The sequence below is a fragment of the Candidatus Nanopelagicus limnes genome, from assembly GCF_002287885.2.
GTDB lineage: Bacteria > Actinomycetota > Actinomycetes > Nanopelagicales > Nanopelagicaceae > Nanopelagicus > Nanopelagicus limnae.
Genome location: NZ_CP016768.2, coordinates 265,640 through 291,136, shown reverse-complemented (window position 1 = coordinate 291,136; position 25,497 = coordinate 265,640). Strand labels below are relative to the sequence as shown.

Annotated in this window: 29 protein-coding genes; 11 read left to right on the top strand and 18 right to left on the bottom strand. The window is 42.5% G+C overall.

The features are described 5' to 3' along the window. Positions 1–25: 25 nt before the first annotated feature. The gene (locus tag B1s21122_RS01495) at positions 26–802 is read right to left on the bottom strand and encodes an SDR family NAD(P)-dependent oxidoreductase (RefSeq protein WP_095680975.1); all 777 of its coding nucleotides are present in this window, start codon (positions 800–802) and stop codon (positions 26–28) included. A 59-nt stretch (positions 803–861) separates the two neighbouring features. Here B1s21122_RS01495 and B1s21122_RS01490 point away from each other — a divergent pair, with 59 nt between their 5' ends. The 4 genes from B1s21122_RS01490 to eno are packed head-to-tail and all read left to right on the top strand — an operon-like array spanning position 862 to position 4,760. Further along, positions 862–1,785 carry a U32 family peptidase gene (locus B1s21122_RS01490; protein WP_095680976.1) on the top strand — a complete coding sequence of 308 codons (924 nt, stop codon included), beginning with the start codon at positions 862–864 and terminating at the stop codon, positions 1,783–1,785. Next, positions 1,785–2,489, top strand: a complete 705-nt coding sequence (locus tag B1s21122_RS01485; RefSeq protein WP_095680977.1) for an SDR family NAD(P)-dependent oxidoreductase — start codon at positions 1,785–1,787, stop codon at positions 2,487–2,489. Before B1s21122_RS01490 ends, B1s21122_RS01485 begins: the two co-directional genes overlap by 1 nt. A gap of 13 nt (positions 2,490–2,502) precedes the next feature. Next, complete coding sequence (locus tag B1s21122_RS01480; RefSeq protein ID WP_095680978.1) at positions 2,503–3,492, top strand: phosphotransferase; 990 nt, start codon at positions 2,503–2,505, stop codon at positions 3,490–3,492. Further along, a complete protein-coding gene (gene eno, locus B1s21122_RS01475) occupies positions 3,489–4,760 on the top strand; it encodes a phosphopyruvate hydratase (protein WP_095680979.1) in 1,272 nt (423 codons plus the stop codon). The genes B1s21122_RS01480 and eno overlap by 4 nt, the downstream gene beginning before the upstream one ends. Here eno and B1s21122_RS01470 read toward each other — a convergent pair. After that, on the bottom strand, positions 4,757–6,484 hold the full coding sequence (locus B1s21122_RS01470; RefSeq protein WP_095680980.1) for an IlvD/Edd family dehydratase: 1,728 nt from the start codon (positions 6,482–6,484) through the stop codon (positions 4,757–4,759). The two genes, eno and B1s21122_RS01470, sit on opposite strands and share 4 nt — an antisense overlap. Positions 6,485–6,589: 105 nt before the next feature. On the opposite strand from B1s21122_RS01470, the gene B1s21122_RS01465 reads away from it, so the two are divergent. Beyond that, the gene (locus B1s21122_RS01465; protein WP_095680981.1) at positions 6,590–7,453 is read left to right on the top strand and encodes a fumarylacetoacetate hydrolase family protein; all 864 of its coding nucleotides are present in this window, start codon (positions 6,590–6,592) and stop codon (positions 7,451–7,453) included. Here B1s21122_RS01465 and B1s21122_RS01460 read toward each other — a convergent pair whose 3' ends face one another. Both B1s21122_RS01460 and B1s21122_RS01455 read right to left on the bottom strand, forming a co-directional pair. Next, a complete protein-coding gene (locus B1s21122_RS01460; RefSeq protein ID WP_095680982.1) occupies positions 7,454–8,980 on the bottom strand; it encodes an aldehyde dehydrogenase (NADP(+)) in 1,527 nt (508 codons plus the stop codon). It lies immediately after the preceding gene. A gap of 51 nt (positions 8,981–9,031) precedes the next feature. Continuing rightward, entirely contained in the window at positions 9,032–9,355 is a 324-nt protein-coding gene (locus B1s21122_RS01455; RefSeq protein ID WP_095680983.1) for a hypothetical protein, read from the bottom strand. A gap of 57 nt (positions 9,356–9,412) precedes the next feature. Here B1s21122_RS01455 and B1s21122_RS01450 point away from each other — a divergent pair, with 57 nt between their 5' ends. The 4 genes from B1s21122_RS01450 to B1s21122_RS01435 all read left to right on the top strand — a co-directional run bounded on the left by B1s21122_RS01450 (position 9,413) and on the right by B1s21122_RS01435 (position 12,111). Beyond that, positions 9,413–10,270, top strand: a complete 858-nt coding sequence (locus B1s21122_RS01450; protein WP_095680984.1) for an ABC transporter ATP-binding protein — start codon at positions 9,413–9,415, stop codon at positions 10,268–10,270. After that, complete coding sequence (locus tag B1s21122_RS01445; RefSeq protein WP_095680985.1) at positions 10,267–11,061, top strand: ABC transporter permease; 795 nt, start codon at positions 10,267–10,269, stop codon at positions 11,059–11,061. Before B1s21122_RS01450 ends, B1s21122_RS01445 begins: the two co-directional genes overlap by 4 nt. Next, complete coding sequence (locus B1s21122_RS01440; protein WP_095680986.1) at positions 11,058–11,771, top strand: hypothetical protein; 714 nt, start codon at positions 11,058–11,060, stop codon at positions 11,769–11,771. The genes B1s21122_RS01445 and B1s21122_RS01440 overlap by 4 nt, the downstream gene beginning before the upstream one ends. 85 nt (positions 11,772–11,856) lie before the next feature. Then, positions 11,857–12,111 (top strand): hypothetical protein, encoded by a 255-nt coding sequence (locus B1s21122_RS01435; RefSeq protein ID WP_223299072.1) that lies wholly within the window; start codon positions 11,857–11,859, stop codon positions 12,109–12,111. Here the strand turns inward: B1s21122_RS01435 and B1s21122_RS01430 are convergent. Then, positions 12,108–12,683 (bottom strand): cob(I)yrinic acid a,c-diamide adenosyltransferase, encoded by a 576-nt coding sequence (locus tag B1s21122_RS01430; RefSeq protein ID WP_095680988.1) that lies wholly within the window; start codon positions 12,681–12,683, stop codon positions 12,108–12,110. The two genes, B1s21122_RS01435 and B1s21122_RS01430, sit on opposite strands and share 4 nt — an antisense overlap. Before the next feature lie 37 nt (positions 12,684–12,720). On the opposite strand from B1s21122_RS01430, the gene murA reads away from it, so the two are divergent. Next, entirely contained in the window at positions 12,721–13,977 is a 1,257-nt protein-coding gene (gene murA / locus B1s21122_RS01425) for a UDP-N-acetylglucosamine 1-carboxyvinyltransferase (RefSeq protein ID WP_095681254.1), read from the top strand. Continuing rightward, the gene (glpX, locus tag B1s21122_RS01420) at positions 13,961–14,917 is read left to right on the top strand and encodes a class II fructose-bisphosphatase (RefSeq protein ID WP_095680989.1); all 957 of its coding nucleotides are present in this window, start codon (positions 13,961–13,963) and stop codon (positions 14,915–14,917) included. The genes murA and glpX overlap by 17 nt, the downstream gene beginning before the upstream one ends. Positions 14,918–14,922: 5 nt before the next feature. Here the strand turns inward: glpX and B1s21122_RS01415 are convergent, their stop codons facing one another. The 13 genes from B1s21122_RS01415 to B1s21122_RS01355 form a co-directional block, all read right to left on the bottom strand. Then, positions 14,923–15,180, bottom strand: coding sequence for a F0F1 ATP synthase subunit epsilon (locus B1s21122_RS01415; protein ID WP_095680990.1), 258 nt, complete (start codon positions 15,178–15,180; stop codon positions 14,923–14,925). 3 nt (positions 15,181–15,183) lie between these two features. Further along, positions 15,184–16,605, bottom strand: a complete 1,422-nt coding sequence (gene atpD, locus B1s21122_RS01410) for a F0F1 ATP synthase subunit beta (RefSeq protein ID WP_095680991.1) — start codon at positions 16,603–16,605, stop codon at positions 15,184–15,186. Further along, positions 16,605–17,513 carry a F0F1 ATP synthase subunit gamma gene (locus B1s21122_RS01405; protein ID WP_095680992.1) on the bottom strand — a complete coding sequence of 303 codons (909 nt, stop codon included), beginning with the start codon at positions 17,511–17,513 and terminating at the stop codon, positions 16,605–16,607. The genes atpD and B1s21122_RS01405 overlap by 1 nt, the downstream gene beginning before the upstream one ends. A 20-nt stretch (positions 17,514–17,533) precedes the next feature. Next, positions 17,534–19,171 carry a F0F1 ATP synthase subunit alpha gene (gene atpA / locus B1s21122_RS01400; protein ID WP_095680993.1) on the bottom strand — a complete coding sequence of 546 codons (1,638 nt, stop codon included), beginning with the start codon at positions 19,169–19,171 and terminating at the stop codon, positions 17,534–17,536. Positions 19,172–19,223: 52 nt separating this feature from the next. Beyond that, positions 19,224–20,051, bottom strand: a complete 828-nt coding sequence (locus B1s21122_RS01395; RefSeq protein WP_095680994.1) for a F0F1 ATP synthase subunit delta — start codon at positions 20,049–20,051, stop codon at positions 19,224–19,226. A gap of 2 nt (positions 20,052–20,053) precedes the next feature. Further along, positions 20,054–20,593 (bottom strand): F0F1 ATP synthase subunit B, encoded by a 540-nt coding sequence (locus B1s21122_RS01390; RefSeq protein ID WP_095680995.1) that lies wholly within the window; start codon positions 20,591–20,593, stop codon positions 20,054–20,056. A gap of 22 nt (positions 20,594–20,615) precedes the next feature. Further along, complete coding sequence (locus B1s21122_RS01385; RefSeq protein ID WP_009611709.1) at positions 20,616–20,819, bottom strand: ATP synthase F0 subunit C; 204 nt, start codon at positions 20,817–20,819, stop codon at positions 20,616–20,618. Between the two features lie 43 nt (positions 20,820–20,862). Continuing rightward, on the bottom strand, positions 20,863–21,642 hold the full coding sequence (gene atpB, locus B1s21122_RS01380; RefSeq protein WP_095680996.1) for a F0F1 ATP synthase subunit A: 780 nt from the start codon (positions 21,640–21,642) through the stop codon (positions 20,863–20,865). A 168-nt stretch (positions 21,643–21,810) separates the two neighbouring features. Beyond that, positions 21,811–22,035, bottom strand: coding sequence for an AtpZ/AtpI family protein (locus B1s21122_RS01375; RefSeq protein WP_095680997.1), 225 nt, complete (start codon positions 22,033–22,035; stop codon positions 21,811–21,813). Then, a complete protein-coding gene (locus B1s21122_RS01370) occupies positions 22,035–22,448 on the bottom strand; it encodes a Cg1360 family ATP-synthase-associated protein (RefSeq protein ID WP_095680998.1) in 414 nt (137 codons plus the stop codon). The genes B1s21122_RS01375 and B1s21122_RS01370 overlap by 1 nt, the downstream gene beginning before the upstream one ends. Then, positions 22,445–23,530 carry an MraY family glycosyltransferase gene (locus B1s21122_RS01365; protein WP_095680999.1) on the bottom strand — a complete coding sequence of 362 codons (1,086 nt, stop codon included), beginning with the start codon at positions 23,528–23,530 and terminating at the stop codon, positions 22,445–22,447. Before B1s21122_RS01365 ends, B1s21122_RS01370 begins: the two co-directional genes overlap by 4 nt. Before the next feature lie 12 nt (positions 23,531–23,542). After that, positions 23,543–24,823, bottom strand: a complete 1,281-nt coding sequence (locus B1s21122_RS01360; protein WP_095681000.1) for a serine hydroxymethyltransferase — start codon at positions 24,821–24,823, stop codon at positions 23,543–23,545. 9 nt (positions 24,824–24,832) lie between these two features. After that, positions 24,833–25,492: an L-threonylcarbamoyladenylate synthase gene (locus B1s21122_RS01355; protein WP_095681001.1), complete on the bottom strand. Its 660-nt coding sequence runs from the start codon at positions 25,490–25,492 to the stop codon at positions 24,833–24,835. Positions 25,493–25,497: the final 5 nt, after the last annotated feature.

Here is a 25,497-nt window from a genome sequence, read left to right as displayed (position 1 = left end):
GCAAGTATGCCACTTATTTAAATTACTAGTAGGTCGCTCGCCCGCCTGAAATATCAAAGGTGAAGCCGGTTGTGAATGAACAAGCCTTTGATCCCATAAATGCAATTATCTCTGCAACCTCACTTGGCTCACCAAGACGGCCTGCTGGAATTTTTGAAATCATGTAATCCAAAGTTTCTTTTGCAGTATTAACATTAATTGGCGTTGCAATTACCGCTGGAGCAAGTGCGTTAATAGTTATGCCATCAACTGCAACCTCTTTAGCAACACCTTTCACAAAACCAATTAAGCCAGCTTTAGCGGTGTTGTAGGGGGCCATCTTTGGGTTTCCCTCTTTACCGGCAATTGATGCCACCTGAACAATGCGGCCATACTTTTGTTTTTTCATAATTGGCAGCACTGCTTGGGTTAACCAGATTGCGCCATATAAATTAACCTCAATCACCTTTTGGTAATCACTCCAAGTGATATCTTCTACAAATTTTCCAGTTGGCCCTGGGTAGCCGGCGCAATTTACTAGTGCGTCAATTTGATTATGTTTTTTAGCAATAGTTGTGATTAATTCCATCACACCAGATTGATTTGAAATATCTAGAACCGCGCTCTCAGCACTTGCACCAGTTGCCTTTATTTCAGCAACGCTTTGATCAACGCCAGCCTGATTTAGATCAACACAAATTACCTTTGCCCCACGGGAAGCGATTAATTGCGCTGCTGATTTACCAATACCACTGGCTGCGCCAGTAACAATTACTACCTGTCCTGCGTAGGAGATCTCTTCAAATCCACTGTTGTTACTCATTATTATCCGATTATACTTGCCTAGTACTTAAATATAAAAAGTGATTTGGATGGAGCATCATGGCATCTTGGCCAAGCACGAGAGATCCTAAAGGGCCAATGAAGCGCTCAATTGGCATATTAAATAAGCAAAAGATTCAATCTCAAGATGCAGATGGCTTACCTGAATCAGGCAAAAGATTTGCTGATGGCAGCCGATACAAAATAGAGATTCCCTCCGTTGAAGGTCCTGCTGCATTTAAGACGGTAATTGATGAGGCTAAAAAACATAAATTAATTATTCACCGCATCTCCCAAGGCTCCGGCATCATGTTGCAAACTGATGAAGAGATTAAACAGATGGTTGCGATGGGTAAAAAGGAAAAGATTGAGGTTTGTTTATTTGTTGGACCAAGAGCTGCATGGGATATTGGTAAGCAGGTAAGTGCTAGTGCTGGCGTGATCGCATCGCCAACTCTTCGCGGTGGTGATCAACTGAGATTTGCATTAGAGGATGTAATAAATGGCGTAAATCTTGGCCTTCGAAGTGTTTTGGTGGGAGATCTTGGATTATTAAAGGTATTAGGGGATGCAAAGCGCAAGGGTGATCTGCCAAAGGATTTAATTCTTAAAACCTCAGTGGCGATGGTTTGTAATAACCCGGCAACGGCTGCGCTACTGGAGGATCTAGGAGCTTCAACATTAAATCTGGCAACTGATCTTTCACTACAACAAATTGCTGCCATTAGATCACAGGTTGATGTTCCAGTTGATATCTATGTTGAAGGACCAGATGATTTTGGGGGCGCCGTTCGTCATTATGAGACGCCAGATTTAGTAAGAGTTGCCTCCCCTATCTACTTAAAGTTCACACTTCGTAACTCACCTGGCCTTTATCCATCTGGTGCTCATATTCAAGGATTAGTTGAGTCCACCGCTCGTGAGCGGGTAAGAAGAGCTGCAATAAGTAAGGCGATATTAGATCGGTATGGGTTTAAAAAGTAATGACAAACTCATCACCACTTAAGCTTTTAATCTTTGGTGGCAGCGGTGTTTTAGGAACTGCGATCGCTGAGAAGTTTAAAACCCATGATTACAAAGTTACTTACGGTGTTCGAACTATCACTAACCCAGTGGATCAATTCCTGCTGCCAATTACTGATGGACCAGTTCCAGAGCTGCTAAAGGGTGAGTTATTTGACGTGGTGGTATTTGCTCAAGGAGCTAATAACAATGACTCAGTTATTAATCATTCACCTGATGATTTAACAAGATTATTTCAAGCAAATGTCTCATTTATCACCGATACAACCAAGGCTTTAATGCAGCACAATCTAATTAAACAAAAGGGCAAGATTGTTATCTTGAGCTCATTTTGGGAGCAGATCACAAGACAAGAGAAGATGTCCTACACAATTACCAAGGCAGCAGTTGGTGGGTTAGTTAGATCCATGGCAGTTGATTTAGGAAATGCAAAGGGTATTTTGGTAAATGGCTTACTACCAGGAGTAGTGGATTCACCAATGGCTAGAGGATTATTAAAGCCAGCCCAGATTGAAAATGTGCAGAGTCAAACACCAGGACACAAGATGGTAATTCCACAAGATGTGGCAAATGCTGCCTACCTACTTGGCTGTGAAGATAACAGCGCAATCTCTGGACAATCTTTATTTGTTGATTACGGTTTTGCTATCGCCCGAGTTCTTTAAGGGATAGCTTTTTGTGAGTGTTGAATTACTAAATCAAGATACGGTAGTTGAGTACTTAATAGATAAGAAAGTAATAAGTTCTGGTGATAATCCCCAGGTTGAGGTATTAACTGGTGGGGTTTCAAATGTAGTACTTGCCATTACTACCAGTAATCAAAAATTGGTTTTAAAACAAGCATTAGCTGAGCTTGCGGTTAGTGAAAAATGGGAGGCAGATCAACGCCGAGCAATTGTTGAAGCTGACGCGCTTAACTTATTTAATCAATTAAGCCCAGATCAGGTTCCCAAATTAGTATTTCTAGATCCGCTTCGATTTATTTTGGTATTAGAGCGAGTTCCAGTTGGTAGCACAGTTTGGAAATCTGATTTATTAGCTGGGGTAATTAATCCAGATATTGGCGCAAAGCTTGGTAAAACCTTGGCAACTTGGCATAACTATGGCCAGGAGAATCCACAGGTAAAGCTTAAATTCACCGAGGATGCTTTATTTGATCAACTTCGAATTGATCCCTTCTACCGATTTGTGGCTGCAAAAAATCCGCAAATAGAGGTGGCAATAAGAAAGTTAATTAATGAACTAGAGGCAGATAAAACTACAATTGTGCATGGTGATTTTTCGCCTAAAAACATTATGGTGGCGATGAATGATGAGATCTATATTTTAGACTTTGAAGTTGCCCATGTTGGTAATCCAGTTTTTGATCTAGCCTTCTTGATTGCGCACTTGGTATGCAAATTCTTTAGAACCGATGACAGATTGCATGCAAAGTTATTGGCTAATACCGCAGCCGCTTTTGTGAAGGAGTATGAAAAAATACGTCCAATTTCACCATCGGTAGCAAAACATGCAGCTTTAATCGCCCTGGCAAGGGTGGAGGGAAAATCCCCGGTTAACTACCTTTCAGTTGAGCAACAGCGCAAATTACAAAGCTTTACCAAAGCAATCTTGGGAAATAACGCTAACCTTACAGTTGCGCAATTATTTGAAATGAGTGCAAAGTGAAGATCAATAAAGTTATTGGTTATCAGGTATTAGATTCAAGAGGACGGCCAACAGTTGCAGCTGCCATCTCACTAACTGATGGCAGTGTTCACACCGCCCGTGTGCCATCGGGGGCATCAACTGGTAAGCATGAAGCAAAAGAGCTTCGTGATACGGGAAGTAAATTTGCTGAAAGCTTTTATGGTGGTTTATCAGTTGCCCAAGCGGTTGCAAATATCAATGAGAAAATTGCGCCAAAACTAGTTGAAGAGCAGATTGATTTAAATCTTGTTGATGCCCAACTTATTGAGTTAGATCCATCTGCAGATCATTCATCCCTTGGTGCTAATGCCACCTTGGCAGTTTCATTAGCAGCAAGCCTTGCCACCGCACATTCACAAAATAAATCATTAGCTAGGTACTTTTCACCTGATGGCCCACTGCAAATTCCAATGCCGATGGTTAATATTTTGTCCGGCGGAGCACATGCAAATCGCACCATGGATATTCAAGATATTTTGGTTGTGCCAGTTGGCGCTAAAACATTTACCCAAGCACTCTCCTGGATTGTTGCAATTAGAGAGATGGCTGCCAAGTTAGGTAAAGAGGATGGAAAGGTAACTAATTTAATTGCTGATGAAGGTGGTTTAGCGATCTCCTTCACCAGCATTGAAAAAGCTTGTGAGTTTGTAGTTACGGCAATTGAAAAGGTTGGGCTAAGTGTTGGTAGCCAAGTTAGCTTAGCTTTAGATATCGCAGCCACCCAATTTTATGATGGCAATAATTACAACCTATCTACTATGGGTAAGAGTTATAACCGGAGTGAGTATCTGCAATTTATTAAATCATTAGTAAGTAATCAACCAATAATTTCTATTGAAGATCCATTTGCCGAAGATGATTGGCAAAGTTGGCAGGAATTTTCATCCCAGATGCCAGCAAAGCTGCAACTTCTAGGAGATGACTTATTGACCACAAACTTAGATCGATTAAATAGAGCAATTGCCGAAAAGAGTGCCAATGCGATTTTGATAAAGCCAAATCAAAACGGCCTAGTAAGTGCAACTTTGAATGTGTTAAAGCAAGCTCGGGCAAATAACTTTAATACCGTTGTTTCAGCAAGATCAGGTGAAAGTGAGGACTCATGGCTTGCTGATTTAGCAACTGGTTGGAGTGCTGGCCAGATTAAGGTTGGCTCCACCCATGGCTCTGAGCGAAATGCTAAGTGGAATAGATTGCTTGAGTTTGAAGCAACTGAAAATACTAAGTTTTTAAATCCCTTTAATTAATGTGAATGGCGTGGCACATAATCGCCACTGCTGCCAACTAAGAAATCTAGATCTGCGCCAAGATGTGCTTGTTGCACATGCTCGATATACATCTTGCTCCAACCGCGCTCAGCCTTAGGCTTTGGTGGCACCCAAGCAGCTTTACGTTTTGCTAACTCCTCCGGTGAAATAAGTAAATTTAATTTACGATTTGGCACATCTAACTCAATCTCATCTCCGTTTTCAACAAATGCAAGTGGTCCACCAGCAGTAGATTCTGGTGAAACATGTAATACAACTGTGCCGTAGGCAGTGCCACTCATTCTGGCATCAGAGATTCGAACCATATCGGTTACACCTTGATCAAGCATTTTCTTTGGCATAGGTAAATTGCCAACCTCAGGAAATCCTGGATAACCCTTAGGTCCTGAGTTTTTCAAAACCAAAATAGTCTCTGGTGTTACAGGCAGATTTGGATCATCTGCAACCTTTAAGTACTCCTCGATCTCATTAAAAACTAAAGCTTTTCCTTTGTGGGTTAACAATTTAGGAGATGCTGCAGATACTTTAATAATCGCACCATCTGGAGCAAGTGAGCCACGAACAACCACAATGCCAGCACCTGCTGCTTGGAAAGGTTTATTTGCTGGAGTGATTACCTCTTTGTTCCAATTTTCAGCACCTTCGATATTTTCCTTAACAGTTTTGCCAGTAACTGTAATGTGATCGGTGTGAATTAGATTTGCAATCTCCTTCATCACTGTTGGTACGCCACCGGCATCGAAAAACTCCTCCATTAGGAATTTTCCACTTGGCATCATATTTGCAATTACCGGAACATCTTTTCCTAACTTATCAAAATCATCTAAGTTCAATGGCACGCCAACGCGGCCAGCGATTGCAAGTAGGTGAACTACTGCGTTAGTTGAGCCACCGATAGCAGCTAAAATTTTGATCGCATTTTCAAATGCTTTTCGATTTAACACCTTTGATAGCTTTAAATCCTCCTCCACCATCTTCACAATTCGACGGCCAGAAAGATGAGCAAGAGTAAATTTGCGTGAATCAACCGCTGGGATTGCAGCTGCTCCTGGTAATTGCACGCCTAGTGCTTCAGTAACACATGCCATAGTTGATGCAGTTCCCATGGTCATACATGAACCTTGGCTTCGTGCTGAGCAAGATTCCATTGCCATAAACTCTTCAAAAGAAATCTTTCCACTTCTTACCTGCTCGCTATATTTCCACACTAATGTGCCAGAGCCAACTGGTTGTCCTTGATATCGACCATTAAGCATCGGTCCGCCAGTAATCATCAATGTTGGAAGATCCACACTGGCTGCTCCCATTAATAATCCAGGTGGTGTCTTATCGCAATTACCAAGTAAAACCACACCATCTAATGGATGGGAACGAATTAACTCCTCAACCTCCATTGCCAACATGTTGCGATATAACATGGTGGTTGGTCGCTGCAAAGATTCACTAAGTGACATTGCCGGGAACTCAAGTGGAAAACCACCAGCCTCCCAAACGCCACGTTTAACAGCTTCAGCAACATCATTAAGTGAGCCATTACATGGATTTAACTCAGACCAAGTATTTGCAATACCAATTACGGGGCGGCCATCAAAAACATCTGGGGCGTAACCTTGATTTCGAAGTCTTTCGCGGTGGATATAACCACCCTTATCTTTTAATCCAAACCAATATTGGCTGCGGCGATCAAACTTCTCTTCGCTCACGCTCGCCCTTTCCTACTCTCAAATATTGAGAAAATTCCTATGTTAAGGTTTTCATATTCTAGTTCATTACCGCCAAAACTTCACCTCAATGGAAATGTGAGAATTATGAGAATCACACGCTTGGGTCAGATAAATAAAGAAAAGCCTGCAGTAGTTGTCTCAGATACTGAGGCGATCTTTGTTGATGATTTAGTTAGTGATTTCAATCGTGTTGAGTTAGAAAATGGCGCAATCGCAAAATTAGCCCAAGCAGATTTAAGTAGCAGACCAAAGGTGAAGATTGCTGATTACCGAATTGGTTCACCTGTTGCAAGACCAACAAAAGTAATTTGTGTTGGATTAAATTATGCAAAGCATGCAGTTGAGTCGGGTATGACCCCACCACCTGAGCCAGTAATTTTTATGAAAGCACCAGATACCGTAATTGGTCCAAATGATGATGTAGTAGTTCCACCTAACTCAACTAAAACAGATTATGAAGTTGAACTTTGTGTTGTCATTGGTAAAAACGCACTTTACTTAAAATCACCAGAAGAGGCGGCCGCCCACATACTTGGCTACACAATCTCTCAAGATGTTTCAGAGCGGCACTGGCAGGTTGAACGAAGTGGACAATGGGTGAAGGGCAAATCTTTCCCAACCTTTAATCCAATGGGCCCATGGATCATTACCGCTGATGAGTTAAAGCAAAAAAACTTAGATCCAAATAATTTAGCTCTTTCTTGCACCATTGATGGTGAGGTGAGACAAAATTCCAGAACTAATGATTTGATCTTTGGCATCAATCATTGCGTTTGGTATATCTCCCAATTCATGGAGTTAAAGGCTGGGGATGTAATAAACACTGGAACACCAGAAGGTGTTGGCATGGGCTTTAAGCCAGAGAAATACCTAAAGGGTGGGGAAAATATTGTGACAACTATTGAAGGTATTGGAACAATTAAAAATAAGGTTGTTAACTACAAGTAATTAGTTAATCGCCTTATTACTTCGCACGCCATTAACTACCCGCTCAATTGCATATGGATTAGCGTTTTGTAATTCAGCTGGTAATTGGTTATCTGGAAAGTTTTGATAAACAACTGGACGAACAAAGCGAAATAGTGAATCTAAACCAACGGAAGTTGTGTGAGAGGAAGAGGCAGGCCATTGGCCGCCATGATTTTGCGCAGCGGTAACTGAAACTGAGGTTGGAAAACCATTCCAAATTACCCGGCCAGCCTTTTGGGTTAATTGTGAAACTAGCTCTGGCAGCTTCTCATCATTGCCAGCATGAATTGCAGAAGCTAATTGACCACTCATAGCTTTTGCCACAGCTAGGTATTGATCAAAGGGGGCTCTAATAATTACTGAGGTTGGACCAAAGTGTTCCTCTAATAAATCATCATGGTTTTTAACATCTGCCCAATCAACTACAAAAATACTTGGAGTTACGCCATAACCATCTGGATTATTTACACCAGTTAAAACCTTTACGCCCTTAGCTTTGCTAATTGATGTAATTGCCTCGATAAATCTTGTGGCAATTCCTTTATTTAATAATGGTCCAACTTTTTGCTCTGAAAAATAACTTTGAACTTGTGCAATAAATTTATCACCGGATGCATCATTTGGCACAACAATAATTCCAGGCTTTGTGCAAAATTGACCAGATCCCAGCAGCGCTGAATCCATCGCAGCCTTTGCTAACTCATCAGCTTTTTCCACTAATGCAGTTGGTGTGAAGAAGACTGGATTTAGTGAACCCATCTCAGCAAAAACAGGAATTGGAACGGGGCGCTCTTGCGCTAATTTAATTAGCAACTTTCCAACTAAACCAGAGCCAGTAAAACCAATTGCAGTTATGAGTGGATCCTTTGCTAACCAATGGGTTATCTCTGGGTTTACTCCCTGAACTAATGTAAATATCTCTTTTGGTAATCCTTGCGCTGTGATTGCTTTAGTAACTGCTTCATAAACCACTTGGCAGGTATTTGGATGTGATGGATGAGCCTTAACAACAACTGGACATCCAGCAGCCAAAGCAGATGCACTATCGCCTCCTGCAACTGAGAAAGCTAATGGAAAGTTTGACGCTGCAAATATCGAAACAACTCCTAATGGTTGTTGTGATTTACGAAGATCAGGACGTGCAACTGGTTGAAAATTTGGATCAGCCAAATCAATTATTGGTAGCAGGTGTCCACCAGTTTTAACTAGCTCGGCAAAGGCACGGATTTGAATAACAGTGCGCATTACCTCACCAGTAACTCTGGCCATTGGTAGCGCGGTTTCTAAATGAGATATTTGAGCTAAAGCTTCTTTTTCAGATTCAATTGAATCTGCAATCGCATTAAGGAGGGCAGCTCTTTGGGTTGGTGTGGTGGCAGCAAACTTTGCTTTTATTTTTTCAGCAGCTGCAATAGCAGCGCTAACCTCTTCAAAACTGTGCTCAGTAATTGGATTTCCAACTGCTTGGCCAGTGGCTGGGTTAGTTGCGGTAAAAGTTTTGCTCATTTGATAACTATAACTAGAAAATTCAATTTTAAATATTCCGTGCTAGAAATCTCAATACCTAGGAGCGCTTCTAGTTCGCTCAACCTTTGGTTTTCTTAGATTTCGCTTGCTCCAACAAATGTTATGCCAATGGCGCCGGCCTGATTGATCATGCTCTAGCCATGCCACTGTATGTGGGGTTGCCATTGGAATTACCTGATCACAACCTGGACATCGATATGGTTTATTTGAAGTAGAGCCACTTATTTTTCTAACAACAAAGATTCCGTCATCATGTTCTTCGATGGATTCATTTGATGTGGATAACTCGCGCTCATCATCGTGAGTGATATCTCTCTTGCCTTTGCCCTTGGGCTTAGCTTTACGTGGACTCACAGGATTATTCTCCCGAATAAATTAAGTATTTATTACCAATTACGGCAGGATGTCGCCATGAGCGCCAATGCAGCAATAGAAGTAAGTGGGCTGAGTAAGCAGTATGGCGCTAAAACTGCAGTTGATGGCATAAATCTAACTGTTGAACGTGGTGAGATATTCGCACTCCTTGGTCCAAATGGAGCTGGCAAAACAACAACTGTTGAAATTCTTGAGGGTTATCGCAAAGCAAGTAGCGGAGATGTAAGTGTTTTAGGGTTTGACCCAGCAACTAAAGGTAATGCTGCTCAGCGATGGCGAAATCAAATTGGAATTGTTTTGCAATCCACCTCAGATGCGGCAGATTTATCTGTTTTTGAAACCATTTCACATTATGCAAATTATTATGAAAACCCTAGAAATGTTGAACAGGTAATTGATGAGGTTGGCTTAAGAGAAAAGCTGAACGCAAAAGCCCGTGAGTTATCTGGAGGCCAGCGACGTCGCCTTGATGTTGCACTCGGCATCATCGGCTCTCCAGAACTGTTATTTCTAGATGAACCAACCACTGGATTTGATCCAGAGGCGAGAAGATCTTTCTGGGAATTAATCAGAACATTAAAGGCGGAAGGTACAACAATTCTTTTAACCACCCATTACTTAGATGAAGCACAAGCATTAGCTGATCGAGTTGGCGTTATAAATAATGGAAAAATTATTGAGATCGCTACCCCACAAACTCTTGGTGGCCGAAACCACGCGCCAGCAAAGGTAACTTGGCTTGAAAATGGGGTAACAAATGAAATCCATACCAAAGATCCAACGGCTGAGGTTTTAAAGTTAAGTCAGCGCTTTAATGGGCAAATTCCAGAACTAGAAGTACTTAGACCTAACTTAGAAGAGATTTATCTAAAGATGATTGGTGAGCTTAGATGAATTCAATAGTTGAAACTATTCGCATCGGCTTACTTAGAAGCGGTCTGGAGTTAAAACAATTCTTAAGGCAAAGAGAATCTGTTGTCTTTACATTATTTTTCCCAGTGATATTGCTATTCATTTTTGGAACAGTATTTAAAGACACAATCGCGCCTGGTGTGACTTTTAGCCAATACTTTGTCGCTGGCATGATTGCATCTGGTTTGGTAAATACCGGTTTTCAACAACTTGCAATAACAATTCCAATGGAGCGAGATGATGGAACCTTAAAGCGTTTACGTGGGACGCCAATGTCAGTCTCTTCATACTTTATTGGCAAGGCATTGCTCGTAACCTTTTTAATGATTATTCAAACCGCCTTACTATTATTTTTCGGCTCAGTAGTCTTTGATTTAAATCTGCCAACCCAAGCAAGTCTTTGGTGGAACTTCACCTGGTTAGTCTTACTAGGTAGTGCATGTTCAACCATTCTTGGAATCGCATTTTCAATTGTGCCTAAGAGTGGCCGTGGTGCATCAGCTGTGGTCTCTCCTATTGTGATTATCTTGCAGTTTTTTAGCGGTGTGTTTTTTGTCTTCACCTCACTGCCATCTTGGATGCAGCAATTTGCCGCGCTCTTTCCATTGAAATGGCTAACCCAAGGAATGCGTTCAGTTTTCTTGCCAGATGATTTTGCAACACAAGAGGTTGCAGGCAGCTGGGAGATTGGTAAAACTGCCTTAGTTCTAGTTATTTGGTTACTTCTTGGTCTTATCTTTGCAATCAAGAAATTTAAGTGGAGCAGAGAGTGAAGCGAAATTTACTAATTGCAGCAATTACATCTGCTTCTCTCCTACTTTCATCAGCACATGCTGCATCACCAACACCTAAGGCAAGCCCAAGCGCCAAGGCAACTCCAGCGGTTTCAAAGAGTGCGGCGGCAAATCCATCAGTTTCATCAACAACAAAGAAGCCAACCAAGAAGCCAACTAAGAAACCGGTAAAGAAGAAAAAGAAGGTTAAGAAGACTGCCACGCCAATTCCATCTCCGCTACCTGTGTGGCCACCTATTAAATTCACTTCAAACAAAGGAATTTACGCAAAGATCCCAACAAGCAAAGAGTTACTGGGCTTAATCTCAGCAAAGGCTGGATTAGCAGAGCTTGTTAAGAAGTGTGAATCAAATGCATGTGGGGCTGTAATTGTGGCAGCTGATTATCGTTGTGAGTGGTGGGAGATTAAATCAACTGTTTATGGAGTTGATCCAAGTGATGCGAATAAAAAAATTGCACTAGGAAAACTTCGAACGCTATATGGACCACTTGCTGCAAAAACTTATGCAAATATTATTTTAGTAAGTGATGAGCCACTTTATGGCCAATCTGTCCTAGATCCGAACACCGGCCAAACAGTTGCAGGCCCAGCACGAAATGGAATCTCAGTTGGCGGTATCTCTGCGATCTGCCATAAATCTGGAACTGATGAAAAGTTTCCAGCTAATATCTACACACCAATTAGATAAATTTTAGGAGGGTTAGTAATTGCTTGGCGGCATTAATAATGGGCTTTATCTAATATCTCTTTCTGGCTTTTTAATAGTGGGAGTAATGGCGCTTATTTTAAAGTGGGCATTTTCGAATAATAAGTCAGTTGTTGAACGGGCTAAAAAAATAGGCAATGAAGATGAGTATGGATTATTAAAAGTTGCTGCTTCGCCAAAAAACCATATTGAGGGTGAAATGCTCAGGCAAAAATTACTTTCAGTTGGGATTAAGGCGAGCCTATCTCAGACTAAAACTGGACCAAAGATTCTGGTTTTTGAAAAAGACTTAAAGATTGCTAAAGCAACTTTAAATTCCTAGCGATTTGCTCCTGGTACCCAAAGTTGATCACCTTCAGCTTTATTAACAAATCTTGCCAATACAAACAACAAATCAGATAAGCGATTTAAGTACTTAGCAGTTATTGGATTAACGCCTCCGCCAAAGGCGTGGATTGCATGCCAGGTAGTGCGCTCTGCCCGTCTAGTTACAGTTCTTGCTACATGCATTAGCGCTGCAGCAGGTGTGCCTGAAGGTAATACAAAAGAGCGAAGTGGTTGCAAACTTTCGTTGTAGTGATCAATCTGATTTTCTAAATAATCGATTTGAGACTCTAATACTCGAAGTGGTTCTGAGGTTGGATTATCGACAACTGGTGTACAAAGGTCTGCACCAACATCAAATAAATCATTTTGAATTCGAATTAATAACTTCTTGATACTTTCATCTTTGATATCACCCATTGCCAACACAACTCCGATTGATGAGTTTGCTTCATCAACGGTGGCATATGCCTCAAGTCGTGGATCATTTTTTGAAGTCCGGCTCATATCCCCCAGTGAGGTTGTGCCATCATCGCCAGTTTTTGTGTAAATGCGGGTTAAGTTGACCATGACCTCACCCTACCCCAAGCAATTACAATGGGGAATTATGGAACGCTTACGGGTAGTTGGAGGTGCCAAATTAGTTGGCACAGTTCGCGTTTCTGGGGCAAAAAACTCAGCACTTAAATTAATGGCGGCCACCTTGCTAGCTCCTGGTCAATCCAAAATTACTAATCTGCCAGCCATTGCCGATGTTGAATATATGGCTGAATTGTTAACCAGATTAGGGTGCAAGGTTGATATCAAAAGAGATAGCAATGAAGTGTTAATTGATGTTCCACAAAAACTTGGTCACCGCGCAGATTACGACATGGTTCGAAAGATGCGCGCATCTATAAATGTTTTGGGTCCATTAATTGCCAGAGAGTTGGTAGCAGAGGTGGCGCTCCCTGGTGGGGATGCAATTGGTTCGCGCGGACTAGATTTTCACATAAATGGCTTAACAGAGATGGGCGCAGAAGTTTCATCTGAGCATGGTTTTATTATTGCAAAAGCACCAGCTGGTTTAAAGGGTGCGAAGATAACTCTTGAGTTTCCAAGTGTTGGTGCTACTGAAAACATTATGACTGCAGCCACCTTAGCAACTGGCACAACTGTTATTGATAATGCAGCCAGAGAGCCAGATGTAGTAGATCTTGGTGAATTCCTAATTTCGATGGGCGCAAAAATATCTGGCTTAGGTAGCCACACCATAACAATTGAAGGGGTAAGTAAATTAACGCCAACAACTCATGCAACCTTGGCAGATCGAATTGTCTCTGGCACTTGGGCATTTGCTGCAGCAATGACCCAGGGCGATATCACAATTGAAAATGGAAGAGCAGATCACTTAGAGCTTCCACTTGATAAATTAGTTGAGGCGGGCGCAGTTGTAACCACAACAAAAACTGGTTTTAGAGTAAAGATGGATAAGAGACCGATCGCAGTTGATGTTGCAACACTTCCCTACCCAGGCTTTCCAACCGATTTACAACCAATGGTTATTACTTTAAATGCAATTGCAGAAGGCACATCCATAGTTACCGAAAATGTTTTTGAAGGAAGATTTATGTTTGTTAATGAGTTATTGCGATTAGGCGCCAAAATTCAAGTAGATGGCCATCATGCAGCAATTACTGGAATCAAGCAGCTCTCCGCTGCGCCGGTAGCAGCAACTGATATTCGAGCTGGTGCTGGCTTAGTGTTGGCCGCCCTCGTTAGTGATGGTGTGACTATCATTGAGGATGCCTTCCACATTGATCGTGGTTATCCAGACTTTCCCGCTCAACTTCAATCGTTAGGTGCAGATGTCAGCCGAACTTAATTTTCCAGATCGCAACTTAGCTCTTGAGTTAGTAAGAGTTACTGAAACTGCTGCCCTTGCAGCATCGACTTGGGTTGGTCGCGGTGATAAGGATGCTGCCGATGGCGCAGCTGTTGCTGCTATGCGAAAGATGATTAACACAGTTGATATGTCAGGTGTAATAGTTATTGGCGAGGGTGAAAAAGATAATGCCCCAATGCTGCACAACGGTGAAGCGGTTGGTAATGGCAGTGGACCTGCATGTGATGTTGCAGTTGATCCAATTGATGGAACCACATTAACCTCTAACGGATTAAATGGCGCAGTAAGTGTTATTGCATTAGCACCACGTGGCAGCATGTTTGATCCAAAGGGTGCTTTTTATATGAACAAAATTGTGACTGGAGCTGAGGGTGCTTCAGTAATTGATATCACCGCACCAGCTGGTGAAAACGTTAGAAGAGTTGCAAAGGCAAAAGGAGTTGATGTTTCTGAAATTACGGTGATAGTCCTTGATCGCCCACGTCATGCACAGTTGTTAAAGGATCTACGCCAAGCTGGTGCACGGATTAGATTGATTAGAGATGGTGATGTGGCAGCTGCAATTGAGACGGCAAGAATTGGAACCGGAATTGATATCTTGATGGGTATTGGTGGCACTCCAGAAGGTGTAATTACCGCTGCTGCTATGCGCGCTTTAGGTGGTGTAATTCAAGGACAGTTGATGCCACAAAGTGAAAGTGAAAAAGAATCAGCACAAGCTGCCGGGCATGATCTTTCTAAGATTTATTCAACCAATGATTTAGTTGCCTCAGATGATGTTTTCTTCTCTGCCACCGGAATTACTGATGGTGAGTTGTTAAGAGGTGTACGCCATAACGCTTTTGGCGCAGTTTCACACTCATTAGTGGTTAGAGGAAGATCTAAGACGGTAAGAATTATTGAAACTGAGCACAGATAAAAAAACTAGTTTGTAACTACCTGTGCTTCACCCAAAATTGAAACCCGATTATTTGAAACTGAGATAAAACCACCATTAATTACAAATTCATTTACTGAACCATCTGCAGCTTTAACTGAGACAGTTCCATCGGCAAGTACCCCAAGAAGTGGCGCGTGTCCTGGTAGAACGCCAAGATCTCCTTCTAATGTGCGAGCAGAAACCATCTTTGCTTCTCCGCTCCACACCCGCTTCTCTGGGGTAACTACCTCAACTTTTAGCATTTGTTATGACTTCGCCAACTCTGCTGCTTTGCGCTCAACATCATCAAGGCCACCGCACATGAAGAATGCTTGCTCAGGTACATGGTCATACTTACCATCAGCGAGCGCTTCAAATGCTGCGATTGTTTCAGTTAGAGGAACAAATGAACCATCAAGACCAGTAAAGACCTTAGCCACGAAAGTATTTTGGGATAAGAATCTTTGAATACGACGAGCTCTTCCCACCAGGATTCGATCCTCTTCGGAGAGTTCATCAATACCCAAGATTGCAATGATGTCTTGCAAATCTTTGTATCGCTGCAGAATTTGCTTGATTCGGTTTGCAACTTTGAAATGGTGCTCGCCAATATAACGAGGATCCAAAATACGAGAGGTTGAATCAAGTGGATCAACCGCAGGATAAATACCAAGCTCAGAGATCGGACGAGACAACACAGTTGTTGCATCCAAGTGAGCGAAGGTTGTGTGTGGTGCTGGGTCGGTGATGTCGTCCGCTGGAACATAAATTGCCTGCATCGAGGTAATTGAGTGACCACGAGTTGAGGTAATTCGCTCCTGCAACTGACCCATCTCATCAGCAAGTGTTGGTTGGTAACCAACTGCAGATGGCATACGACCAAGAAGAGTTGATACTTCAGAACCTGCTTGAGTAAAGCGGAAGATATTGTCGATGAACAACAACACATCCTGCTTCTGCACATCACGGAAGTACTCAGCCATTGTTAGGGCAGAAAGTGCAACACGTAGACGCGTTCCAGGTGGCTCATCCATTTGTCCGAAGACCAATGCAGTTTTGTTAATAACTCCAGTTTCAGTCATTTCAAGGAATAAGTCATTACCCTCACGAGTACGCTCACCCACACCTGCGAACACAGAAACACCACCAAAGTTTTCTGCCACGCGATAAATCATCTCTTGGATAAGCACAGTCTTACCAACACCTGCGCCACCAAATAATCCGATCTTTCCACCCTTTACATAAGGCGTGAGAAGATCAATAACTTTAATTCCAGTTTCAAACATCTCAGTCTTTGATTCAAGTTGATCAAATGCTGGAGCTGTTCGGTGAATTGGCCATCGCTCTTTGATATCTAATGAAGAGGTTGGCACATCTAGTGATTCACCTAAAGTGTTAAATACATGTCCCTTAGTTACATCTCCAACTGGAACTGAGATCGCACTTCCAGTGTCGGTAACTGTTGAACCACGAACCATGCCGTCAGTTGGTTGCATAGAGATCGCGCGGACTAAGTTGTCACCAATGTGTTGGGCGACCTCAAGTGTTAATTTCTTGGTCTCACCCCCCAATGTGACATCAATATTTAGTGCGTTAAAGATGGCCGGCATCGCATCGGCTGGAAATTCAATATCCACTACCGGTCCAATTACACGGGCAACTCTTCCAGTTGCTGTTTTGACTGACATTATTCGCTCCCTGCGCTAGCTGAGGCGAGCGCATCTGCGCCGCCTACGATTTCACTGATCTCTTGGGTAATTTCGGCCTGACGAGCCGCGTTTGCAAGTCGAGTTAACGACTTAATTAATTCATCAGCGTTGTCAGTTGCTGATTTCATAGCACGACGTCTTGCTGCATGCTCACTGGCTGCAGATTGAAGCATCGCGTTAAATACTCGAGCCTGAATATAGCGAGGTAGTAATGCATTAAGCACCTCACCAGCATTAGGTTCGAATTCATACATCGGCATGATAACTGCCGGTCCAGTTGATTCCACAACCTCAAGTGGCAGCATTCGCTTTGCATCTGGGGTTTGGGTAATCATTGATTTGAACTCGGTATAAATAATATGTAATTCATCAACGCCATTTGCATCTGTTTGGGCGTCAGCTAGGAATGCATTAATTAATGAATCAGAGACCTCTTTGGCATGAGCATATGTTGGGTTATCTGAGAATCCACTCCAAGAAGCAGTAATCTTTCGATTTCTAAACTTATAGAAGTTAATTCCCTTTCTTCCGACCAAATATGGATTTACCTCAAGTCCTCTTGATTGCAAGAGTGCTATTAATTGATCACCCTCTTTAATCGCCGCATTTGAGTAGGCACCTGCCATACCGCGGTCTGCGGTAATGATTAAAACTGCAGCTCGCTTGGGATTAGCAGATGCAGTGGTTAATGGATGGTTAGTACTAGAAAGAGAGGCAACAGCTGAGACTGCCCGAGTTAACTCGTTGGCATAAGGAGATGAGGCGGCAACTTTTTGTTGCGCCTTAACAATGCGGGAAGCTGAAATTAGCTCCATCGCCTTGGTTATCTTCTTAGTCGCCTTTACTGACCGCATACGGCGGCGGTAAATACGAAGTTGGGCACCCATTTTTTCCTAGCTCTCTTTTCTTATCGCTTTACCGCTGGTACTTGACGAGTAATTTGCTCATTATCTTCACCACTTAATGCATCAGCTTTTTTCTCATTAACCGCTGGTGCAACTGATGATTTAAATTGAGTTTTAAATGTTGTAATCGCCTCTTCTAAAGATTTAACTGTGTCATCAGTTAACTCTCTAGTTGCAGAAATTACTTCGAAGATTTGCTTACGCTCACGAGCGATGAAATCTAAGAACTCTGCTTCAAATCGGCGAATATCTGCAACTGGAATTGAATCCATTTTGCCAGTAGTTCCTGCCCAAATTGATGCCGCTTGGCGCTCAACTGAGAATGGGGAGTACTGACCTTGCTTTAATAGTTCAACCATTCGTGCACCGCGCTCTAGCTGTGCTTTAGATGCAGCATCAAGATCTGAACCAAAAGCTGCGAAAGCTTCTAATTCACGGTACTGCGCAAGATCAAGACGAAGACGTCCGGCAATCTTTTTAATCGCCTTAGTTTGTGCTGATCCACCAACACGAGATACTGAAATACCAACGTTAATCGCAGGACGAACACCTGCGTTAAACAGATCAGTCTCAAGGAAGCACTGACCATCGGTAATCGAAATTACGTTAGTTGGAATAAACGCTGAAACGTCATTTCCTTTAGTTTCAATGATTGGTAAGCCAGTCATTGAACCGCCACCTAATTCATCAGATAACTTTGCGCACCTCTCAAGTAAACGAGAGTGTAAATAGAAAACATCTCCAGGATATGCCTCGCGACCCGGTGGGCGCCTTAACAACAGCGATACGGAACGATAAGCCTCTGCTTGTTTAGAGAGATCATCAAAAATAATTAATACATGTTGACCTTTATACATCCAGTGCTGACCAATTGATGAGCCGGTGTATGGGGCTAGGTATTTAAATCCAGCTGGATCAGATGCTGGAGCTGCCACAATTGTTGTGTACTCCATCGCACCAGCTGCTTCAAGTGAACCCTTTACTGCTGCAATTGTGGAACCTTTTTGTCCGATTGCAACATAAATACATTTAACCTGCTTCTTTGGATCCCCACTCTTCCAGTTCTCCAATTGGTTAATAATTGTGTCAACTGCAATTGCAGTCTTACCAGTCTGGCGATCACCAATAATCAACTGACGTTGACCACGGCCGATTGCAGTCATTGAGTCAATTGCTTTAATTCCAGTTTGCATTGGTTCTTTAACTGGTTGGCGTTGCACAACAGATGGTGCTTGAATTTCAAGTGCACGAGTTGCTTCAGCTTTAATCTCACCCTTGCCATCAATTGGCCGGCCAAGTGCGTCAACAACACGTCCTAGGAAACCATCGCCAACTGGAACAGAGAGAATTTCTCCAGTACGACGAACAGTTGTTCCTTCTTCAATTCCGGTGAACTCACCCAAAATAACCACACCGATTTCGCGAACATCTAAGTTCAGCGCAAGACCTAATGTGCCATTTTCAAACTTTAATAACTCATTGGTCATAGTTGATGGCAGACCTTCAACACGTGCGATGCCATCTCCTGCTTCGGTGACGCTACCGATTTCATCCTTTACGGCAGCTCCTGGTTTGTATGCAGCGACATGTTTTGCCAGTGCATCCCGAATCTCTTCGGGGCGGATACTTACTTCGGCCATCTTTTTCTCTCTTCTCTCTTTAAATAACAGATGCGCTTGGCATCTGTTAAAGCTAACTTACGAGCGCTCTGCCCGCTTCTGCTAAACGATTAACGATGGTGCCATCAATAACATCATCGGCATATCTAATAGATATGCCACCTAAAACTTTTGGATCAATCTCAAGATTGATATGAACATCTCTACCCATTTGCTTAGCAAGGGCGGCATTTAACTTACTTAACTGGGCATCACTTAACTCAACAGCGCTTTTAACATGAGCAACTAATCGATCTTTTCGGGTTGAAACATAATGTGAGTAGGCAGCTAATGTGGCATCAATACTACGACCTCTGCGAAGTGAGACTACTTTGCGAAGTAAGTTAAGAGTTGAGTTTGCATACTTACCCTTAACTAAGCTCTCAAGCAGTGTTACTTTGCCAAGATCTGTATCAGCTGAAGTATTTAGCGCTTGGCGAAGCTCAGGATTTGCCCGAAGTACTCTGGCAAAATCAAATAGTTGGTTTTCAACTTTTTCTAACTCACCATTTTTATCTGCTGCAGCAGCCTCTGCCTCAACAGCTAAATTTTCAATTGCATCTGCAATCTCACCTGGGCTAGACCATCTAAGTGAGGCAGCGCTTGCAAGGAGTGATTGTGCTGGAGCGCTGATATTTTTTCCAAACAAGTTAGAGATTAACTCAGCTTTAGCGCCGGCATCACGAGAGTTATCAGTTAGTGCACGTCTGACACCAATTGAGGTGCTTAACACTGAAAGAATAATAAATAAGTCACTGGCAAATACGGCAACATCATTATCTGATTGTTTATCAACAACCTGTGCTAATGATTTACGCAGAGTTAAAACTGATGCCCTGCTTGAGCCGCCTAATACCTTCATGATTATTTACTCTTCTCCAGATCTGCAATAAAGCGATCAACTATCCGAGACTGACGAACCTGGTCATCTAATGCTTCTCCGACAATCTTTCCGGCTAACTCAGTTGCAAGGGAACCAACCTCATTGCGAAGTGAAGTAACTGCTTGTTGACGCTCTGCTTCAATAGCAGCTGTTGCTGCAGCGGTAATTCTTGCTGCTTCTTCAGCTGCCTTGGTGCGCAGATCTTCAATAATTGCAGCACCTTGCACTCTGGCATCTTCGCGAATCTTTTGTGCCTCACCACGTGCTTCATTTAATTGTGTTGTGTACTGGGCAAGTGCGCGCTCTGCTTCAATTTGTGCACGCTCTGCTTTTTCCATTCCACCTTGAATCGCTTCGGTGCGCTCTGCGAATGCTTTTTCAAACATTGGCACAACCTTTGAGCGAAGAACTAGGAAGAGAAGTGAGAAGGCAATAAAACCAACAATTAATTCAGCGGTATGCGGAATTAAAGGGTTTGCCCCTTCACCTGCTGCCCAGTTACTAAAACTTATTAAGGACATCGTCTGACTTTTCTGTCTTTAATTACAGTACGAAAGCTAGAACTAGACCGAATAGTGCTAGCGCTTCAGCTAATGCGAAGCCTAGAAATGCGATCGGTTGCAGAACGGAGCGTGCCTCTGGTTGGCGTGCTACTCCGCTGATGTAAGCGGCGAAGATCATGCCAGTTGCGATTGCAGGTCCGATTGCAGATAGGCCATAACCGACCAGGTTGAGTGTGCCTTCCATATTCTTTTCCTTCTTTCTTTGTTAGTTGCTGCTTTGGTTTTTTCTAGTGTTCATCCGCTAACGCACCCGCAATATAGAGGGCGGTCAACAGGGTAAAGATATATGCCTGTAGGCATTGCACCATAAATTCAAAGAATGTAAGGGCAATTCCGAAGGCAAAGGCGAAAGGTGAGACCAGTTTTAAGCCGATCACGCCTTGTAGAAGATGCTCACCACCCAAAATAAAGACAAGTAACAAAAGGTGGCCAGCAAACATATTTGCAAATAAACGCAAGGAAAGAGTAAGTGGGCGAACTATGAAGTAAGTGGCAACCTCAATTGGAGTTAGCAGGATATATACCGGCTTTGGTACACCAGGCATAAACATGATCTCTTTTAGGTAAGCCATCAAACCTTTATGTTTAATTGCCACATAGTGGAAGATTACAAAGGTAAATAGCGCTAAGACGTAAGGGAAGCTAACCCGAGACATCGTTGGAAATTGTAAGAATGGAATAATTCCAAATAAGTTATTGGTTAAAATAAAAGTAAATAAAGTAAATAGGTATGGCACAAAGCGCATGAACTCATGGCCGATTACATCGCGTGCTAAATCATTTCGCACAAAGCCATAGATTGATTCACCGGCAAATTGCAGCTTTGAGGGCACGACTAAGGCTTTTCTGGAAGCCAAGATGAAAAACACTGAAATTAAAATTATGGAGAAGAAAACTAAAAATACTGGTTTGGTTGTGTAAGGGTTGTCGCCAAAAACTGGTGGTAATTCAAAGTCGGCTGTACTAGGTGGCTGAAAACCATCCTCTGCTGCCAACCGCACGCCCACGAAAATCTCCAAATGTTAGTTGCCGATATTGCGTAAACAATTTTTCGAACTGCTTGGTTTTGCTATAACCGGTGGGAAGAACGGCTACGGGCGAAACCCTATTAGATATGGCAGATTAGCGCGAAATTTTGGTAGGTAAAAATCTCACCTTATGAAGATTTGGTGATCTTAATCGCGCCCAAAACGGAGCCAGACCAAATAAATCGAAGCCCCAGCCCCCAGCAACATCCCAACCAATACCAAGTAGGTGGTTCCCAGCCATCGATCAAAGCCCCAGCCAATCCCACCCCAAATAAGTAGGCCAGAAAGAAGGTATCCAACAATTGACCACAAAGCGTTCTCTTCATTTTGGGAGTTACTTATATTGTCGTCATTTGAATTTTTTCGACTCATTAACTATCGCCTTCCTTCTTTGGTAGCGGTAGGTGTACTCGCAAATTTAAAAAGCTACGAATCTCACCAAATAACCATGCCATGGTAATCAAAATTGCGCAGATGGCAAAACTGCCCCGATCAAAGGTGGTGCGATCGGTGTATTTGGTGACTAATAAGAGGAAAACTCCCATGAACAAAACCTTTGCAAAGTAGGAAAACATTGCCAGCGCCATCGTTGCCATTGGATCTAAATTTCGAGAAATACGAGCAACTAATAAATGAATACTAAAAAATATGATTACGGTAAATGAGGCTAAGAGTGAACCAAATAATCCAGGCTGACCATTTATTACTGTCAAAACAATTGCGCTAACAGCTGCCACAGCTGTTGCTGGTGCTATCGCACCTTTCCAAAGTTGAACATCACTCATTTGAATTCAACCTTGACTTTATTACTTCTAATCACCCAGATGGAAAGAGCAAAGATTAATACGCCAGCGATGATGGCAATCCAAAAGGGCACAAATGCTGCAATCACTGTTGGGAACGCGAACATTGCACTCCAAAGATATAAAACTACAGTTGTGCGTTGTTGAGACAAACCAAAGCGCATAATTCGGTGATGAAGATGTTCACGGTCTGCTGTAAATGGTGATCGCCCAGCTTTAACTCTTCTAACTATTGCCATCACAAAATCTAACAATGGGATTGCAAGCACCGTGAATGGTAAAAACAGTGGCAGCAATACTGAACCACCATTTTCTTCTGTAATAGCTGAGGCATCAACTTGGCCAGTTAAAGTGATTGCAGATGCACTTAGTAATAAACCTAGGAACATGGCCCCGGAATCTCCCATAAATATTTGAGCCGGATGAAAATTGTGAGGTAAAAAGCCAAGGCATAAACCAATTACTACAGCGGTAATAAGTGATGGTGCACCTGCGCGGTTTAAACCATTAATAACCGCTAATAGATAGGAGAAGGCAAAAAATGAGGCTGCACAAATCATCACAATTCCAGTAGCTAAGCCATCTAATCCATCAACAAAGTTAATTGCATTAATAACCACCATTACAAATAAAACAGTAAGCAGTTGGCCCATATTTGTTGGCAAAGTTGTAATTCCATTTATTGGTAGCCAAAGAATTTGTACTCCATAGATTAACAAAATACCTGCAGCTAAAGCCTGTCCAGCAAATTTAGTGATTGGATCTAAATCAAAGCGGTCATCAATCATGCCAATTAGAAGTATTACCGTTCCACTTAGAAAAATTCCAGTAGCCTCTGGTCCAAATGATTTGTGCACTAACGGCAGGTAATTAACTATTACTAGGCTTAGCGCCATCGATAACCACATTGCTAGGCCACCCCAACGAGGTGTTGGCTCTAGATGAACATCACGGGATCTAATCGCCGATACCGCGCCAGCTTTGATGGCAAGATCTCTAACAAGAGGTGTAACTAAATAAGTAATTATCGCCGCAAGCAGAACTGTTACTAAATACTCGCGCATCGCAGGTTAGTTTTAGTTTTTTGGCTCTGGATAAACTGGAAATTTTGCTGTTAATTGATGAACCTCGGCGCGTATTGCTTTTGCTTTCGAATCATCTTCACCATCTTTAATCGCACGGGCAATAAAAGATGCAATCTGATTCATCTCTGGCTTACCCATTCCCTGGGTTGTGATCGCAGCAGTTCCAACTCGAATACCACTTGTAACAGCTGGAGTTTCTGGATCGTATGGAATCGCATTTTTGTTTAGTGAAAGGCCAGATCTTCCACATCTTTCATCTGCAATCTTGCCATTTACTTTTGTTGATCTAATATCAATCAGCGCTAAATGTGTTTGAGTTCCACCAGAGACTGCACGCATTCCCGCAGCTTCTAATCCCTTTGCTAATTCTTGGCAGTTTTCAATAACTTTCTTCGCATAATTTTGATACTCAACAGTTGCACATTCTTTTAATGCCACAGCTTTTCCAGCAACCGCGCTCATGATTGGTCCACCTTGCATGCCAGGAAAGATTGCTTTATCAATAGCTGATGCATGTTTTTCCTTGCTCAAAATCATGCCACCACGTGGTCCACGCAATACTTTATGTGTTGTAAATGAAACTACATCTGCATATGGCACTGGTGATGGGATCGCTTTACCGGCAACTAAACCGATGAAGTGAGCGGCATCCACCCACATGATTGCGCCAACCTCATCACAAATCTGGCGTACTGTTTCAAAATCAATCAAACTTGGATAGGCAGTTGCTCCAGAACAAATCATCTTTGGCTTGTGCTCAACCGCTAAATCTCGCAATTGGTCGTAATCAATTAGTTCGTTATCTTGGCGAACGCCGTAGGAAACTACGTTGAACCACTTACCTGAGAAATTAACCTTAGAGCCATGAGTTAAGTGACCACCATGTGGCAAAGACATTGCCAATACCGTATCTCCTGGCTTTGTAAATGCTTGATAAACCGCAACATTTGCACTTGCACCAGAGTGTGGTTGTAAATTTGCATGCTCTGCGCCAAATAATTTTTTCGCTCTTTCAATACCAATTACTTCAACCTTATCTACTTCTTCACAACCACCGTAATAACGCTTTCCTGGATAACCTTCGGCATACTTATTTGAAAGTGATGATCCCATCGTGGCTAACACAGCCGGTGAGGTGAAATTTTCACTTGCGATTAATTGCAAATCTTCACGTTGACGAACTAACTCTGAGATTGCGACCGCAGCGATCTCAGGATCTTGCTTTTCTAGCGCATTAAAATCTGGTCCGTAGTATTTTTCAGATCTAGACATATGCCAAGCCTAAAGGGTTGGGGCAGAAATAGTAGGAACTAGCGCTTGTAATTGTTCTAATGAAATGGCCCCTACTCGTTGGAGTGTGATTTCATTCTCAGAAAACTCAACCCATGTCGATAATGGGCCAGCGGGTAAAACTGCCTCATCAAAAATTGCCCCAACATCACTTTCATAAATATTTAAAGTGTTTAAATCTAAGATTGTTGGCTTGCCAATTAAAGCAGCTGAAGATGTAGCAAGTGGTCCTGATTGCTCCAGCAAAGCAGAGATAAATTTTCTATTTGGTGCACGTAAATTTACTTTTCCAAGTCTGCGATCATCACCTAAATTCCATGTCAATCCAGGTTGTGCTTTAACTGTTACTGAGAATAATCCTGGCCAGAACTTTTCAAGTAAAGCCTCTTGTTGAACAGTTAGCGCAGTACACACTCCGGATGCCATTTTCTTGTCGCAAACTAAAACTTGCAAAGTTGTTGCTGCGGGGTTTGCCCGCAATATCTGAATAGCATTTACCGCATCCTTATCAAAGGCGTTAGCCAGGTAAACATAACCATGCTCGGCGGCAGCGATTATTACCTCACCTGATCTTAAGTATCTAAGGGCAGTATCAATAGCTTCAGTAAATAAGTGATCTGAAGAGTTGATTAACGAAATACGCTCTGCCATAACTT